Here is a 15400-nt window from a genome sequence, read left to right on the forward strand (position 1 = left end):
CGGCCGGACGTCACTCCGCCCAGGCGAGGAGGCGCGACAGACCCCACGTCGTGACGATGCGCGACGCCGGCACCCCGGCGCGCTCCGCACGTTCGGCGCCGTGGTCCAGCAGAGAGAGCTGTCCGGGAGCGTGCGCGTCGGAGTCGATCGAGAAGAGGCATCCGGCCTCGAGCGCGATCGCGATGAGCTCGTCCGGCGGGTCCTGACGCTCGGGGCGCGAGTTGATCTCGACCGCCACCCCGTTCTCCGCGCACGCCGCGAACACCGCGGCAGCATCGAAGGCCGAGGGCGGGCGCGTGCCCCGGTCGCCCTGGACGAGCCGGCCGGTGCAGTGTCCGAGGACGTTCACCCGAGGATGCGAGACGGCCGCGATCATCCGCGCGGTCATCGCCCGTCCGTCCATGCGGAGCTTGGAATGCACCGAGGCAACGACGATGTCCAGGTCCGCGAGGAGGGCGTCCTCCTGATCGAGCGCTCCGTCTTCCAGGATGTCCACCTCGATGCCGGCGAGCAGTGTGAAGCCGTCGCCCGACTGCGCCCGCACCTGCGGGATCTGCTCGCGGAGTCGCTCCGCCGAGAGTCCTCGCGCGACACGGAGGCGCGGCGAGTGGTCGGTGATGGCCTGGTACTCGTGGCCCTGCGCGCGGGCGGCAGCGGCCATCACCTCGATGGACGTCGTCCCGTCCGACCACTCGGTGTGGGCGTGCAGGTCTCCGCGCAGCTTCCCGCGGAGCACCGACACCTTCTCCGGCTCGACGTCGCCGCGGAGCTCCACGAGGTACTCCGGCACCTCACCGGCCTGCGCCTGGCGGATGACGGCGAAGGTCGACTCCCCGATGCCCTTGGCTGCGCGGAGACGCGTCGGGTCGCCCTGCACGTCGGACGGAAGATCCTGGAACGTGGCAGCCGCCTGGCGGAACGCCTTGGCCCGGTAGCGCGACGCCCGCTCGCGCTCCAGCAGCGAAGCGATCTCGAGCAGCGCGTCGACCGGGTCCATGCTCACTCCTTCGGCGCGGCCAGCTCGCGACTGACGCCGATCCACTGATCCAGCTTGGCCAGCGCGCGCCCGTCGTCCACTGCGGCGGACGCACGGGCGAGCGCATCGCGGAGCCGCTCGAGGATCGGCCGCTGCACCTGGGTCGCGTCCTGCGACAGCTCGAAGGCGACGATGCCGGCGGCGGCGTTGAGGAGCACGATGTCCCGTACCGGCCCCTGCTCCCCCGCGAGCGTCCGGCGGAGGATCTCGGCGTTGTGGGCGGGAGAGCCGCCGATGAGGTCGGAGAGGTCGGCGAGCGGGATGCCGAGGTCACGGGGATCGAGGTCGTGCTCGTGGATGTCTCCACGGGTGACCTCCCAGATGCGGCTGTGCCCGGTGGTCGTCAGCTCGTCGAGGCCGTCGTCGCCGCGGAAGACCAGCGCCGTCGCTCCCCGGGTGCGGAAGACGCCGGTGATCAGCGGGACACGCTCCATCTGGGCGACACCGACCGCGTTCGCCTCGGCACGCGCGGGGTTGCAGAGCGGGCCGAGCATGTTGAACACCGTAGGAACGCCGAGCTGCGAGCGGACGGCACCGGCGTGCTTGAACCCGGGGTGGAACGCCCCCGCCCAGGCGAAGGTGATGCCCGTCCGGTCGAGGATCGAGGCGACCGCCGCGGGGTCGAGGGAGAGCTCGAGGCCGAGTGCACCGAGGACGTCGGAGGAGCCCGAGGCCGAGCTCGCGGCGCGATTGCCGTGCTTGACCACGGGGATGCCCGTGGCACCGATGATGACGGCAGCCGTCGTCGACACGTTCACGGTCCCGACACGGTCGCCTCCCGTGCCCACGATGTCCAGCACGTTCGGGGAGACCGGCAGAGGCACGGCCGCCTCGAGGATCGCGTCGCGGAAGCCGACGATCTCATCGATCGTCTCCCCCTTCGCCCGCAGAGCCACGAGGAATCCGGCGAGCTGCGCCTCGGAGACGTCGCCCTTCATGATCTGGCGCATGGCCCACGTCGATTCCCACACGCTGAGGTCGCGACGCTCCAGGAGAGAGGTGAGCACATCGGACCAGGTCAGGGAATCAGCCATGTGTGCGATCCTATCGGCGCGGAGAAAACGTGCAGATCGATCCGGGCGAGCGCGCAGCCCGCGGAAGAGCGACGTTTCCCGCGTATTCACCGGGTATTCGCAGTGTTTTCTTAGGGTCCCCTAAGTCCTCGACGGGCGAATCGAGGGGCGCGGGTGCAAGAATCACGCCCGCGGATCGGCCATAATGGAGGAGTGACGACCTCAGCGACGTATGCCCCGGCGGCGAGAACCATCAAGCGGCCCAACCCGGTAGCTGTCGGCACCATTGTGTGGCTCGGCAGCGAGGTGATGTTCTTCGCGGGACTCTTCGCGATCTACTTCACCCTCCGCAGCACTTCCCCCGAGCTGTGGGCCGACCGTACCGAGCTCCTGAACGTGCCGTTCGCGGCAGTGAACACGGCGATCCTCGTGCTCTCCTCGTTCACCTGCCAGATGGGCGTGTTCGCGGCCGAAGACCTGCAGCCGTACAAGATCGGCAAGGGCCAGAAGAACGGCGCCGGCCGCCGTCGCCTGTTCGGCTGGGGCATGGTCGAGTGGTTCTTCCTCACCTTCGCCCTCGGCGCGATCTTCGTGTCCGGCCAGGTGTGGGAGTACGCCCAGCTCGTCGCAGAGGGCATGCCCATCCAGGCGGACTCGTACGCCTCGGCGTTCTACCTCACCACCGGCTTCCACGCCCTCCACGTCACCGGCGGACTCGTCGCGTTCCTCCTGGTGATCGGCCGCGCGTACGCCGTCAAGAACTTCCGGCACAAGGAGGCGACCTCCTCGATCGTGGTGTCCTACTACTGGCACTTCGTCGACGTCGTCTGGATCGTGCTGTTCTTCGTTATCTACTTCCTGAAATAAGAGCGGAGCTGATCCCCGAGATGGCACGAGAGAAGAAGCGCCGTTCGAGCGGTCGTCGCAGCCCACTGGCGGCGGCCGCGCTCATCGGAGCAGGCCTCATGATCACCGGCGCGGTGTACGCGGGCGCGACCGCGGCATTCGCCGCCAACGACGCCCCCACGGCATCGACGCAGCTGACGGTCGAGGACGGCGAGAAGCTGTTCACGGCGAACTGCGCCACCTGCCACGGCCTCGACCTGGAGGGCACCCCCAACGGCCCGAGCCTCTACGGCGTCGGGGAGCTGGCGGTGGAGTTCCAGGTGTCGACCGGCCGCATGCCGCTGCAGATGCAGGGACCGCAGGCTCCGCAGAAGGAGCCGCAGTTCACCGAGGAGCAGATCCTCGCGATGGCGGCCTACGTGCAGTCCGAGGCCCCCGGCCCGACGTACCCCGCTGACGAGATCATCGACGGCGAGGGCGACGTGGCGCACGGCGCCGAGCTCTTCCGCGTCAACTGCGCGATGTGCCACAACGTGGCCGCCGCCGGTGGCGCTCTCACCGAGGGCAAGTACGCTCCGGCCATCACGGAGACCAGCGCACTGCACATCTACGCGGCCATGGTCACCGGCCCGCAGAACATGCCGGTCTTCGGCGACATGAACCTGTCCGACGAGGACAAGCGCGACATCATCTCGGCTCTGCTCTTCCAGCAGCAGTCCGTCCAGATCGGCGGCTTCTCCCTCGGCTCGCTCGGACCGGTCTCCGAAGGCCTGTTCGTGTGGATCTTCGGTATCGGCGCTCTGGTCGCCATCACCGTGTGGATCACGGCGAAGTCCAACTGACGCTTATTCATCGAAGAGGAACGTACGAGGAGCACCATGGCACACGACGACGACTCGCAGGCTCTTGACAGGGCCTACCAGCCCTCTCCGGGGCTGGGTGTCGCAGTCAGCGATCCCGTGCAGAACCCCGGGCTTCCGCCGCACCGCGAGCGGATGACCGACAAGGACCCGCGCGCCGAGAAGGCCGCCGTCCGCACCGTCTACACGCTGTTCTACCTGTCGCTCGCCGGCAGCATCTGGGCGGTCGCCGCCTACATGCTGTTCCCGATCGAGAGCGGCGCTCTCATCGACATCCGTCAGAACAACCTCTTCATCGGTCTCGGAATCGCGCTCGCGCTGCTGGCCCTGGGTATCGGCGCGATCCACTGGTCGAAGGCCCTCATGTCCGACAAGGAGCACGTCGAGCACCGCCACCCCACCCGGGGCAAGGACTCGACGCGTGAGGCGGCCATCAAGGCCTTCGCCGACGCCAACGAGGAGTCCGGCTTCGGTCGCCGCACGATGATCCGCAACTCGCTGTTCGCGGCGATCGTCGCGTCGATCATCCCCGGTGTGACGCTGTTCCGTGGCCTCGCCCCGCACTCCACGCCGGACGACCCCACCGCGGGCGACCCGGTCGCGCTGCTGAAGCACACGATGTGGGATGAGGGCATGCGCCTCGTCCGCGACCCCGACGGCACCCCGATCCGTGCCGCCGATGTCACTCTCGGCTCCGCTTTCCACGTGATCCCGGAGGACCTCGCGGAGCTCGGTCACGATGAGGGCTACCTCGAGGAGAAGGCCAAGGCCATCGTGCTGATGATGCGCCTCCGCCCGGAGCAGCTCATCGAGGCCGAGGACCGCAAGGACTGGTCCTACGACGGCATCGTCGCGTACTCCAAGGTCTGCACGCACGTCGGCTGCCCCGTCGCGCTGTACGAGCAGCAGACCCACCACCTGCTGTGCCCGTGCCACCAGTCGCAGTTCGACGTCACGGACCACGCGAAGGTCATCTTCGGCCCGGCCGCTCGGCCGCTGCCTCAGCTGCCCATCACCGTGGACGACGAGGGCTACCTCATCGCACGCAGCGACTTCACCGAACCCGTCGGCCCGAGCTTCTGGGAGCGCCATTGAGCACCGCAACGCTGTCCAAGGACGAGAAGGACACCAAGGCGCCTCTCGGCGGCCGCTTCGTCGGCGCCGCGTCGAACTACATCGATGAGCGCACGAGCCTCTCCGGCTTCGTCAAGGAGCTCGGTCGCAAGATCTTCCCCGACCACTGGTCGTTCATGCTCGGTGAGATCGCGCTCTGGAGCTTCGTCGTCGTGTTCCTCTCCGGAACCTTCCTGACGTTCTTCTTCCAGGCCTCGATGGTGGAGACCCACTACACCGGCGCCTACGCCCCCATGCGCGGTATCGCGATGTCCTCGGCTCTCGAGTCGACGCTGCACATCTCGTTCGACCTCCGCGGTGGCCTTCTGGTCCGCCAGATCCACCACTGGGCCGCGCTCGTCTTCATCGCCGGCATCGGCGTGCACATGCTGCGCGTGTTCTTCACCGGCGCGTTCCGCAAGCCGCGCGAGCTGAACTGGGTGATCGGCTTCGTGCTGTTCATCCTCGCGATGGCCGAGGGCTTCACCGGCTACTCGCTCCCCGACGACCTGCTCTCGGGCAACGGCCTGCGCATCATCGACGGCATGATCAAGGGTCTCCCCCTGATCGGCACCTGGACCTCGTTCCTCCTCTTCGGCGGCGAGTTCCCGGGCACCGACATCGTGGGTCGCCTGTACACGCTGCACATCCTGCTGCTCCCGATGCTGGTCATCGCCTTCATCGCGGTGCACCTGATGCTCATGATCATCAACAAGCACACGCAGTTCGCCGGCCCCGGCCGCACGAACGACAACGTCGTGGGCTACCCGATGATGCCGGTCTACATGTCCAAGATGGGTGGCTACCTGTTCATCGTCTTCGGCACCATCGTGCTGATCGCGACGTTCTTCCAGATCAACCCGATCTGGAACTACGGCCCCTACGACCCCTCCCCCGTCTCGGCCGGTACGCAGCCGGACTGGTACATCGGGTTCGCGGACGGCGCGCTGCGCCTGGCCCCGTCGAACTGGGACATCGTGTTCCTCGACCACACCTGGTCGTTCGGAATCCTGGCTCCGGTCGCCGTGCTCGGTCTGTTCATCGTCATCGTCGCGATCTACCCGTTCATCGAGGCGTGGGTCACCGGCGACAAGCGCGAGCACCACATCGCCCAGCGTCCGCGCAACGCGGCCACCCGCACCGCGATCGGCGTCGCCGGCGTCATCTTCTACGCGGTCCTGTGGGCGGCGGCCTCGTCAGACCTCATCGCCACGCACTTCATGCTCACCATGGAAGGCGTCATCCACACGCTGCAGGCGCTGCTGTTCCTGGGCCCGATCATCGGCTACTTCGTCACGAAGCGCATCTGCATCGCGCTCCAGAAGAAGGACCGCGAGATCGTCCTGCACGGCTTCGAGTCCGGACGCATCGTCCGCCTCCCCGGCGGCGAGTTCATCGAGGTGCACCAGCCGGTCGACGTCTACGACCGCTGGAAGCTCATCGACGTCGACGGCTACGAGCCGCTGGTCGTCCGCCCGAACGCCAAGGGCCGCATCCCGTGGACGGAGAACCTCCGTTCTGCGATGTCCCGCTGGTTCTTCGAGGACCGTCTCGCCCCGCTCACGCAGGCCGAGATCGACGCCGCCGATGCGCACCAGCATCACGTCGCTGCGGGGAACGAGGAGGCGGAGGCCGCCGAGATCCAGGGCGCTCACGAGCGTGCCGGGTTCCCGGACGCGCCGCTCACGGTCGACGAGACGCACGTCGACGAGACGCCGAACACGCCCAGCACGGTGATCTCGACCGAGCCCGTCAAGAAGCCTCGGAAGAAGAAGTCGGAGGACGACGAGTAGTCGTCACTCCCCTTCGATGAAGGCCCCGTCCGTTCGGACGGGGCCTTCATCGTTCTCCCCTGATGAGAGGATCGTCTCATGTCTTCGGTCGTCCGCCTGCTCCGTGCTCCCCTGCTCGCCGACACCCCGTACGCGTACGCCGCCACCGCCCCCGCTGACGCGCGTCTGGTCTTCCTGGCCGGAGCCTGCCCGTTGGAGGACGATGGGACGACCACCGCCCCCGGAGACTACGCCGCTCAGGCGGCACGGTGTGTCGAGACGCTGCAGGGCGCGCTCACGGCTGCCGGCGCCACCCTGACGGATGTCATCAGCACGCGGGTCCTGGTGGCCTCCTCCGCGCAGCGGGACCTCGTCACGGCCTGGGACGTCATCCACGCCGCGTTCGGGCCTCACGACGTCCCCAGCACCCTCCTCGGCGTGACCGTTCTCGGCTACGACGACCAGCTCGTCGAGATCGAGGCGGTCGCCGCGCTGCCCGCGGACCGTGCATGACCACCCTCATCCGACACGCGACGGACCAGGACCATGCCGTCCTGGAGGAGATCGAGCGCGCCGCTGACAGCCTTCTGACCGATCGCTTCGGTGCCGAGGACTGGCCCCCGCCGTCGACAGCCGACGACCGCCGGCGCGCCGAGGGATTCGTCCTGGTGGCCACCTGCTCCCCTACGACGGAGGCTGCCGGCGGACTCGAGGTGCCGGTCGGGTTCGTGCAGGTGCTGGAGGGGCCCGGGTACGCCCATCTGGAGCAGCTGTCCGTCCACCCCGCCTCCGCTCGCCGCGGTATCGGTCGCGCCCTCGTCATGGCGGCCCAGGAAGAGTCCCGCCGTCGAGGCCGCTCGCAGCTCACGCTGCGCACCTACGCGGACGTCCCCTGGAACGCCCCTTTCTACTCCCGCTGCGGCTTCACGGAGTCCACGCCGGACACCGACTTCCTCCGTGAGCTCGTCGCCGTCGAAGAGCGTCTGGGCCTGACCCGGTACGGACGGCGGATCCAGATGACCGCGGCGCTCTGAACGGCTACGACGGCAGGATTCGTGCGACGCACGACGGTATCCCTCGGTCGTCGGCGCCCGCGCATCCCTAGTCTGGGCTCATGATCGATCGCCTCGACTACTTCGCCGCCCGACTCGCCTTCGAGACCGACTCCAGCGACGTGCACGCCGACCGTGCCGCCGGCCGCGCTCTGGTCGTGGTCGACGTCCGCTCGAGCGAGGCGTTCGCTCAGGGGCGCGTGTCCGGCGCGCTCCACATGCCTCACAGCGAGATCGCGCACCGCGCCCCGGAGGAGATCCCGGCGGATGCCGAGGTCGTCGTCTACTGCTGGAGCCCAGGATGCAACGGCGGTGTCCGCGGCGCGCTCGAGTTCGCTCGTCTCGGCTATCGCGTGCGCGAGATGATCGGCGGCTTCGAGTACTGGGCCCGCGAGGGATACCCCGTCGAAGACGCCGAGGGTGTGCACCACCGCCCCGTCGACCCGCTGACCGGAATCCCCCGCATCCGCACCCGCGTGTGAGCGGATCGCAGGAACAACGAAGGCCCCCGGAGTGATCCGGGGGCCTTCGGGGTGTGAGGAGACTCAGCGGGCGAAGTTGCCGCGGTAGTACTCGTAGACCCAGCCGACGATCGCGACCACGAAGATCGCGAGACCGATCGGAAGGAGGAAGTGACCGACCGCCAGGCCGACGACAAACACTCCGGCGGAAGCCGCGAGCACCAGCGGCCACCAGGACCACGGGCTGAACTCGCCGAGCTCGGGGTCACCGTCGTCGATGTCCGACGTGAGGATGTCCTCGGGCAGCTCACCGTTCTGCGCCTTGTGCGTCCGGTCGAGGTAGAAGGCGACCATCGCGCCCATGAAGGCCGAGAAGAACAGGGCGACGGTGCCGACCCACTCGATCTGGTTCACCAGCGGAAGCCCGGGATGAGCCAGGATGTTCCAGCCCGTGTAGACGACGCCGACGAGGGCGAAGAACGCGGTCAGGACCCACCAGATGATGACGTTGTCGCGCATGGCTCAGTGGCCCTCTCGCTCGCCGGGTGCGGTGGTCGCGAACTCCGCGGCCTCCGGGTGGTTCAGGTCGAACGCCGGACGCTCGCTGCGGATGCGCGGGATCGACGTGAAGTTGTGCCGCGGCGGCGGGCACGAGGTCGCCCACTCCAGCGAGGCACCGTAGCCCCAGGGGTCGTTCACGGTGACCTTCGGCGCCTTCCGCGCCGTGATCCAGACGTTCAGGAAGAACGGCAGCATCGAGGCGCCGAGGATGATCGCACCGATCGTCGAGACCTGGTTCTGCCACGTCCAGCCGTCCGCCGCGGAGTAGTCCGCGTAGCGACGCACCATGCCGTCGACACCGAGCCAGTGCTGGATGAGGAAGGTCATGTGGAAGCCGACGAACAGCATCCAGAAGTGCACGTAGCCGAGGCGCTCGTTCAGCATGCGACCCGTCCACTTCGGCCACCAGAAGTAGAAACCGGCGAACATCGCGAACACGACCGTGCCGAACACCACGTAGTGGAAGTGCGCCACGACGAAGTAGCTGTCGCTGAGGTGGAAGTCCAGCGGCGGGGCCGCGAGGATCACACCGGTGAGGCCACCGAAGACGAACGAAACGAGGAAGCCGAGCGAGAACACCATCGGGGTCTCGAACGTCACCGAGCCGCGCCACAGCGTCCCGATCCAGTTGAAGATCTTCACACCCGTGGGCACCGCGATGAGCATCGTCATCAGAGCGAAGAACGGCAGGAGCACGGAGCCGGTGACGTACATGTGGTGCGCCCACACGGCGACGGACAGGGCCGCGATCGCGATCGTCGCGTAGACCAGGGTCTTGTACCCGAAGATCGGCTTCCGGCTGAACACCGGGAAGATCTCCGAGACGATGCCGAAGAACGGCAGCGCGATGATGTAGACCTCGGGGTGGCCGAAGAACCAGAAGAGGTGCTGCCAGAGCAGGACACCGCCGTTGGCCGGGTCGTAGATGTGCGCACCGAGCACGCGGTCGGCGGCGGCGGCGAAGATCGCCGCGGCGAGGACCGGGAAGGCCATCAGGATCAGGAGGCTGGTGATGAGCGTGTTCCAGCTGAAGATCGGCATGCGCCACATCGTCATGCCGGGAGCACGCATCGTGATGATCGTCGTGATGAAGTTCACCGCACCGAGGATCGTGCCGAAGCCCGAGATGCCGAGACCGAGCATCCAGAGGTTTCCGCCCGCTCCTGGCGAGAACGACGCGTTGGCCAAGGGCTGATACGCGAACCAGCCGAACGAGGCCGCACCCTGCGGGGTGAGGAAGCCGGCGACCGCGATGGTCGAGCCGAACAGGAACAGCCAGAAGGCGAAGGCGTTCAGACGCGGGAAGGCGACGTCCGGAGCACCGATCTGCAGCGGCAGGATCGCATTAGCGAAGCCGGCGAACAGCGGCGTCGCGAACATCAGCAGCATGATCGTGCCGTGCATCGTGAACAGCTGGTTGTACTGCTCCTTCGTCGGGACGATCTGCATGCCCGGCGCGAACAGCTCGGCACGGATCACCAGCGCCATCACGCCACCCAGGAGGAAGAACATCACCGAGGCGATGAGGTACATGTACCCGATCGTCTTGTGGTCCGTGGAGGTGATCCACTTGACGACGATGTTGCCCTTCTGCTCGACGCGGGAGGAGCTCATCAGAGCAGCCTGGCGCGCGGGCAGGGTGGTGGGACGGGAGCGAGGTGCCTCGTCGGTGCGAGGAGCTTCAGTGGTCGACATGGCTTACTCCTCTCCTTCCTCGGTGTCGGTCTTCCCGGAGGTGCCGGGGAGGTTCGAGAGACGGTCGTACGCGTCGGTGATGTCCCCGGTGTTGCCCTCTTCCTCGAGGGACTCGAGGTAGGCGGCGTACTCGTCCTGCGAGACGACCTTTACGTTGAAGAGCATCATCGAGTGGTACTCGCCGCAGAGCTCGGCGCACTTGCCGGCGTACTCGCCCTCACGGGTGGGGATGAAGGACCAGGAGTTGTCCTTCCCGATGAACATGTCCTTCTTGTAGAGGAAGTCGATGATCCAGAAGGAGTGGATGACGTCGCGCGACTGCAGGTTGATGGTCACCTTCTGGTCGACCGGCAGCACCAGGGTCGGCAGCTCCGCCTGGTCGATGTTGCCTTCCGCGTCGGGCTGGGCCTGGATGCCCATGGTCCACACGGTGTCTTCCTCGGTCTCGCCGTTGTACTGGAAGTCCCATGCCCACTGCTTGGCGATCGCGGTGATCTCGACGTCGGGGTCGTCCCACTTCGTCTCGATCTCGGTCTGGTCGCGAGCCGTGAAGAAGAACATGCCCAGCACGAGGATGAGCGGCACGATCGTGTAGAAGATCTCGATCGGCATGTTGTAGCGCATCTGCACCGGGAGGCCGGTCTGGCCCTTGCGGCGGCGGTACGCGATCGCAGCCCAGGCCATGAGGCTCCAGGTGACGACACCCACCGCGAGGAGCACGATCCAGGAGTTCACCCAGAGGGACGACACGCGCTCCGTCTGGTTGGTTGCTGCCGGACCACCATCCACGAAGCCCGGAAGAAAGCCGTTCAGCTCGGTGGGAGTACATCCCGCCAGAGCCACAGCTGCCACAACTCCCACAGGGAGTGCGGCCCAACGAAGGCGGCGTTTCGAGGGCACGATGCACCTTTCAGATCGCGGACAAGGCATGTCCAAGTCTAGAGCAACCTCACACCTGATTCATGCCAACCATGCAGGTTGAGAAGCGGAACGGCCGCCGTCACGGGACGTGACGGCGGCCGTTCGCGGGAAGAACGTGTCAGTGGAAGCTGTCGCCGCAGGCGCAGCTGCCCGCCGCGTTCGGGTTGTCGATGGTGAAGCCCTGCTCCGAGATGGTGTCCTTGAAGTCGATCGAGGCGCCGTCGAGGTAGGGAACACTCATGTTGTCGACGATGACCTCGACACCGTCGAAGTCGACGGTCTCGTCGCCTTCGAGGTAGCGCTCGTCGAAGTAGAGCTGGTAGATCAGGCCCGAGCAGCCGCCGGGCTGCACGGCGACACGCAGACGGAGGTCGTCGCGGCCCTCCTGCTCGAGAAGGTTCTTCACCTTCGTGGCGGCGGCGTCCGTCAGCTTGACGCCGTGTGCGCGGGTGGTCTCTGCGGACAGGGTGGTGTCGCTCATGTCGCTCCTCGTGACGGGGCCGGGTACGTGCTCTTCGACGATTCTACCGCCGGTGCGGACGGAAGGCTCAGATCTCCCGCGCGTTCATGCGGGCGAGGAGCAGGGCCTCGGTCGCCACGGCATGCCGGAAGGTGTCGAGATGCAGAGACTCGTTCGGGCTGTGCGCGCGGGAGTGCGGATCCTCCACGCCCGTCACGAGGATCTGCGCCTCCGGGAACTCGCGCACGAGGTCGGCGATGAACGGGATCGACCCGCCGACGCCCAGGTCCACCGAAGCGACCCCGTACCCGTCGCGCATCGCGTCGCGGGTGAGGGTGACCGCCCACCCGCTCGTGTCCACGAGGAAGGGGTTGCCGAGGTCGACGTCCGAGAAGGTCAGCTCGGCGCCGAACGGGGCGTGGGCACGGAGGTGCCGCTCGAGAGCCTCGTAGGCCTCCTGGCCGGACTGTCCGGGGGCGACACGTGCGCTGATGACCACGGTCACCTCCGGGAGCAGCGTGTTCGACGCCGCCGCGACGCTCGTCGCATCGATGCCGATCACGGTGACGGAGGGCTTGTTCCAGATGCGGCTGAGGATCGTGCCGTCGCCGATGGGCGTCGTCCCCGGGAGGAGCCCGGCCTCGTCGCGCAGCGTCTCCTCGGTGTACTCGGGTGTCTCGGCGTCCCGAGCGGTCATGCCCTCGACCGCGACGGAGCCGTCCTCGTTCCACAGGGTGGCGAGGAGACGCACGGTCGCCATCATCGCGTCGGGCACCGCGCCACCGAACATTCCAGAGTGGGACGCGTGGTCGAGCGTGCGCACCTTCAGGGTGAAGCGTGCGTTGCCGCGGAGGGAGACGGTCAGGCCCGGCGTGACGGAATCCCAGTTGCCCGAGTCCGCGACGACGATCGCATCGGCGCGGAGGGCGTCCTTGTTGTCGGAGAGGAATTGCGCGAAGGACCGCGAACCGTACTCCTCCTCCCCCTCGACGAACATCGCGATCCCGAGGTCGAGGTCGTCGCCGAGCACGTCGGCGACCGCGCGGATCGCGCCGATGTGGGCCATGATGCCGGCCTTGTCGTCCGCGGCGCCGCGTCCGTACAGGCGGCCGTCACGCACCGTCGGCTCGAACGGCGGCGTCTCCCACAGGGCGTCCTCCCCCGGAGGCTGCACGTCGTGGTGGGCGTAGAGGAGGATCGTCGGCTTCCCGTTCCGCGCCGCGCGCGTCGCGAGGACGGCGGGCTGGCCCTGCTCGTCGGTGCCGGGGATGTCGGCACGGAGCACCCTCACCTCGTCGAAGACACCGGTGCCGCGCGCGAGCGTGGCGACGGCGTCGGCGCTGCGCTCGAGCTGCGTCTGGTCGAAGGCCGGCCAAGCCATGCCGGGAATGCGCACGAGGTTCCCGAGGTCCGACAGCGCGGACGGGATACCGGTGGCGACTGCTTCGAGGACGGCGGCGTCGGACTCGCTGGGAAGTGCAGGTGAGGTCATGCGAGTAATCTTAAGGCGACCCACCCCAGCGAACCGAGGAACCTCGTGGCCACTACCCCCGCCTCCCCTTCGACGAACGACGACGCCCCCCAGACGCCTGCCGTCGGCAAGGGACGCGCGACGCCGACCCGCGCCGAGCAGGAGGCCGCCCGCCGCCGCCCCCTCGTGGCGAACACGAAGGAGGCCAAGGCCGCGGCCCGCGCCGAGCTCAACGAGCGCCGCGCGAAGGCACAGGCCGGCATGGCCGCCGGTGAGGAGAAGTACCTCCCCGCGCGCGACAAGGGCCCGCAGCGTCGGTGGGTGCGCGACTACGTCGATGCCGGCTGGCACCCCGCCGAGTTCGTCATGGGCGTCATGGTCCTCGTCATCCTGGCCTCGCTGCTGCCGACGAACATGATGATCTCGTTCTACGCGTACCTGTTCATGATGGCGTACCTCGTGATCGCGATCGGCGGCATGATCCTCCTCGGCATGCGGGTCAAGCGCAAGGCGGCCGCGAAGTTCGGCAAGGACCGCGTCGAGAAGGGTCTCGGCTGGTACGCCGGCATGCGGGCGCTGCAGATGCGCTTCATGCGCCTGCCCAAGCCGCAGGTCAAGCGCGGGCAGTACCCCGACTGACCAGTCCGCGGTTGATCTCGCGGCCCCAGAACGGGCCGCGGTAGAGGAACGCCGTGTAGCCCTGGACCAGGGTCGCCCCGGCATCCAGACGCTCCTGCACATCGGCGGCCGTCTCCACACCGCCCACCGCGATCACGCAGAAGTCCTCCGGCACCGCCGCACGGACGACCCGGAGCACCTCCAGCGACCGCTGCTTGAGCGGAGCCCCGGAAAGCCCCCCGGCGCCGGCCGCTTCGACCACGGCCGCATCGGTCCGCAGGCCGTCACGGCTGATCGTCGTGTTGTGGGCGATGATCCCCGCGAGCCCTTCGTCGACGGCGAGCCGCGCGATCGCGGTGATCTCGTCGTCCGGCAGATCGGGGGCGATCTTCACGAGCAGCGGGGTGGACCCGGCCGCGTCGCGGACGGCGCGCAGCAGCGGCGCCAGGGTCTCGACCGCCTGCAGGCCCCGCAGCCCTGGGGTGTTCGGCGACGAGACGTTGACCGCGAGATAGTCGGCGAGCGGAGCGAGTCTGGTGGCAGAGGCGACGTAGTCGGCGACCGCGTCCTCGACGTCCACCACGCGGCTCTTGCCGATGTTCACGCCGATCACCGTGTCCGGCGCGCCGCGGCGGAGCCGGGCGAGGCGGCGGGCTGCGGCATCCGCGCCCCGGTTGTTGAAGCCCATGCGGTTGATGACCGCCCGGTCCTCGACCAGCCGGAACAGGCGCGGCTTCGGGTTGCCCTCCTGCGGGACTGCCGTGATCGTGCCGACCTCGACGTGGCCGAAGCCGAGCGCCGCGAGTCCGCGGACCCCGACGGCGTTCTTGTCGAACCCGGCGGCGACGCCGAACGGTGACGGGAACGTGAGCCCGAGGGCTTCGACCCGCAGCGAGGGGTCCGGGCGGGTCATCGCACGGGTGGCCCACGAGAACGGCGGCACACCGAGGACGCGGATCACCGCCATGCCGGCGTGGTGGGCGAACTCGGGGTCGAAGCGCGAGAGGACGGCGCGGAAGAGCAGCGGATACATCCCTGCCAGATTACCGGTCCGCCGCCTCCGCCTTCGCGTGGTCGGCCCGGAGGTCGCTGATCGCGGACTCGAAGTCCTCGAGCGAGTCGAACGCCTGGTAGACGCTCGCGAAGCGGAGGAAGGCGACCTCGTCGAGCTCACGCAGCGGGCCGAGGATGGCGAGGCCGATCTCGTTCGTGTCGAGCTGGGAGACCCCCGTCTGCCGGACCGCCTCCTCCACGCGCTGAGCGAGGATCGCCAGGTCCGCCTCCGTCACGGGACGCCCCTGGCAGGCCTTCCGCACGCCGGAGATGACCTTCTCCCTGCTGAAGGGCTCCATGACGCCGGAGCGCTTGATGACGTTCAGGCTCGCGGTCTCCGTCGTGGAGAACCGTCCGCCGCATTCCGGACACTGTCGACGCCGACGGATGGACAGGCCGTCGTCGCTGGTGCGCGAGTCGATGACGCGCGAATCGGGGTGACGGCAGAAGGGGCAGTGCATCTGACAG

17 protein-coding genes are annotated in these 15400 nt (G+C 68.1%); 8 read left to right on the forward strand and 9 right to left on the reverse strand.

The features are described 5' to 3' along the window. Positions 1 to 10: 10 nt before the first annotated feature. Both B7W94_RS17285 and trpD read right to left on the reverse strand, forming a co-directional pair. Positions 11 to 997, reverse strand: a complete 987-nt coding sequence (locus B7W94_RS17285; protein WP_025105055.1) for a PHP domain-containing protein — start codon at positions 995 to 997, stop codon at positions 11 to 13. Between the two features lie 2 nt (positions 998 to 999). Further along, complete coding sequence (trpD, locus tag B7W94_RS17290) at positions 1000 to 2070, reverse strand: anthranilate phosphoribosyltransferase (RefSeq protein WP_025105056.1); 1071 nt, start codon at positions 2068 to 2070, stop codon at positions 1000 to 1002. 192 nt (positions 2071 to 2262) lie between these two features. Between trpD and ctaE the strand changes: the two genes are divergently transcribed. From ctaE to B7W94_RS17325, 7 genes are all read left to right on the forward strand, one after another. Next, entirely contained in the window at positions 2263 to 2916 is a 654-nt protein-coding gene (gene ctaE, locus B7W94_RS17295; protein ID WP_025105057.1) for an aa3-type cytochrome oxidase subunit III, read from the forward strand. Between the two features lie 20 nt (positions 2917 to 2936). Next, entirely contained in the window at positions 2937 to 3737 is an 801-nt protein-coding gene (gene qcrC / locus B7W94_RS17300; protein WP_025105058.1) for a cytochrome bc1 complex diheme cytochrome c subunit, read from the forward strand. Between the two features lie 36 nt (positions 3738 to 3773). Beyond that, positions 3774 to 4850, forward strand: coding sequence for a cytochrome bc1 complex Rieske iron-sulfur subunit (gene qcrA / locus B7W94_RS17305; protein WP_071329603.1), 1077 nt, complete (start codon positions 3774 to 3776; stop codon positions 4848 to 4850). Further along, positions 4847 to 6661: a cytochrome bc1 complex cytochrome b subunit gene (qcrB, locus tag B7W94_RS17310; RefSeq protein ID WP_085607865.1), complete on the forward strand. Its 1815-nt coding sequence runs from the start codon at positions 4847 to 4849 to the stop codon at positions 6659 to 6661. Before qcrA ends, qcrB begins: the two co-directional genes overlap by 4 nt. Before the next feature lie 78 nt (positions 6662 to 6739). Continuing rightward, on the forward strand, positions 6740 to 7153 hold the full coding sequence (locus B7W94_RS17315) for a RidA family protein (protein ID WP_085607867.1): 414 nt from the start codon (positions 6740 to 6742) through the stop codon (positions 7151 to 7153). Then, on the forward strand, positions 7150 to 7674 hold the full coding sequence (locus tag B7W94_RS17320) for a GNAT family N-acetyltransferase (RefSeq protein WP_085607869.1): 525 nt from the start codon (positions 7150 to 7152) through the stop codon (positions 7672 to 7674). The genes B7W94_RS17315 and B7W94_RS17320 overlap by 4 nt, the downstream gene beginning before the upstream one ends. An 80-nt stretch (positions 7675 to 7754) precedes the next feature. Beyond that, positions 7755 to 8174, forward strand: a complete 420-nt coding sequence (locus B7W94_RS17325; RefSeq protein WP_085607871.1) for a rhodanese-like domain-containing protein — start codon at positions 7755 to 7757, stop codon at positions 8172 to 8174. 63 nt (positions 8175 to 8237) lie between these two features. On the opposite strand, the gene B7W94_RS17330 is transcribed toward B7W94_RS17325, so the two are convergent. The 5 genes from B7W94_RS17330 to B7W94_RS17350 all read right to left on the reverse strand — a co-directional run bounded on the left by B7W94_RS17330 (position 8238) and on the right by B7W94_RS17350 (position 13282). Continuing rightward, complete coding sequence (locus B7W94_RS17330; RefSeq protein WP_025105064.1) at positions 8238 to 8672, reverse strand: cytochrome c oxidase subunit 4; 435 nt, start codon at positions 8670 to 8672, stop codon at positions 8238 to 8240. A 3-nt stretch (positions 8673 to 8675) separates the two neighbouring features. After that, complete coding sequence (gene ctaD, locus B7W94_RS17335; protein ID WP_025105065.1) at positions 8676 to 10409, reverse strand: aa3-type cytochrome oxidase subunit I; 1734 nt, start codon at positions 10407 to 10409, stop codon at positions 8676 to 8678. Between the two features lie 3 nt (positions 10410 to 10412). Further along, positions 10413 to 11339 (reverse strand): aa3-type cytochrome oxidase subunit II, encoded by a 927-nt coding sequence (gene ctaC / locus B7W94_RS17340; RefSeq protein WP_051582271.1) that lies wholly within the window; start codon positions 11337 to 11339, stop codon positions 10413 to 10415. 109 nt (positions 11340 to 11448) lie between these two features. Then, on the reverse strand, positions 11449 to 11811 hold the full coding sequence (gene erpA / locus B7W94_RS17345; protein WP_025105067.1) for an iron-sulfur cluster insertion protein ErpA: 363 nt from the start codon (positions 11809 to 11811) through the stop codon (positions 11449 to 11451). A gap of 67 nt (positions 11812 to 11878) precedes the next feature. Beyond that, positions 11879 to 13282, reverse strand: coding sequence for a dipeptidase (locus B7W94_RS17350; protein WP_085607873.1), 1404 nt, complete (start codon positions 13280 to 13282; stop codon positions 11879 to 11881). A 45-nt stretch (positions 13283 to 13327) separates the two neighbouring features. Here B7W94_RS17350 and B7W94_RS17355 point away from each other — a divergent pair, with 45 nt between their 5' ends. Next, entirely contained in the window at positions 13328 to 13900 is a 573-nt protein-coding gene (locus B7W94_RS17355) for a DUF3043 domain-containing protein (protein WP_060921218.1), read from the forward strand. Here the strand turns inward: B7W94_RS17355 and B7W94_RS17360 are convergent. Beyond that, the gene (locus B7W94_RS17360; RefSeq protein ID WP_062766860.1) at positions 13875 to 14912 is read right to left on the reverse strand and encodes a quinone-dependent dihydroorotate dehydrogenase; all 1038 of its coding nucleotides are present in this window, start codon (positions 14910 to 14912) and stop codon (positions 13875 to 13877) included. The genes B7W94_RS17355 and B7W94_RS17360 overlap by 26 nt on opposite strands. 10 nt (positions 14913 to 14922) lie before the next feature. After that, positions 14923 to 15393, reverse strand: coding sequence for a transcriptional regulator NrdR (nrdR, locus tag B7W94_RS17365; RefSeq protein ID WP_025105071.1), 471 nt, complete (start codon positions 15391 to 15393; stop codon positions 14923 to 14925). Positions 15394 to 15400 lie beyond the last annotated feature (7 nt).

Source organism: Microbacterium sp. LEMMJ01, assembly GCF_002114135.1.
In the GTDB taxonomy this organism is placed as follows: domain Bacteria; phylum Actinomycetota; class Actinomycetes; order Actinomycetales; family Microbacteriaceae; genus Microbacterium.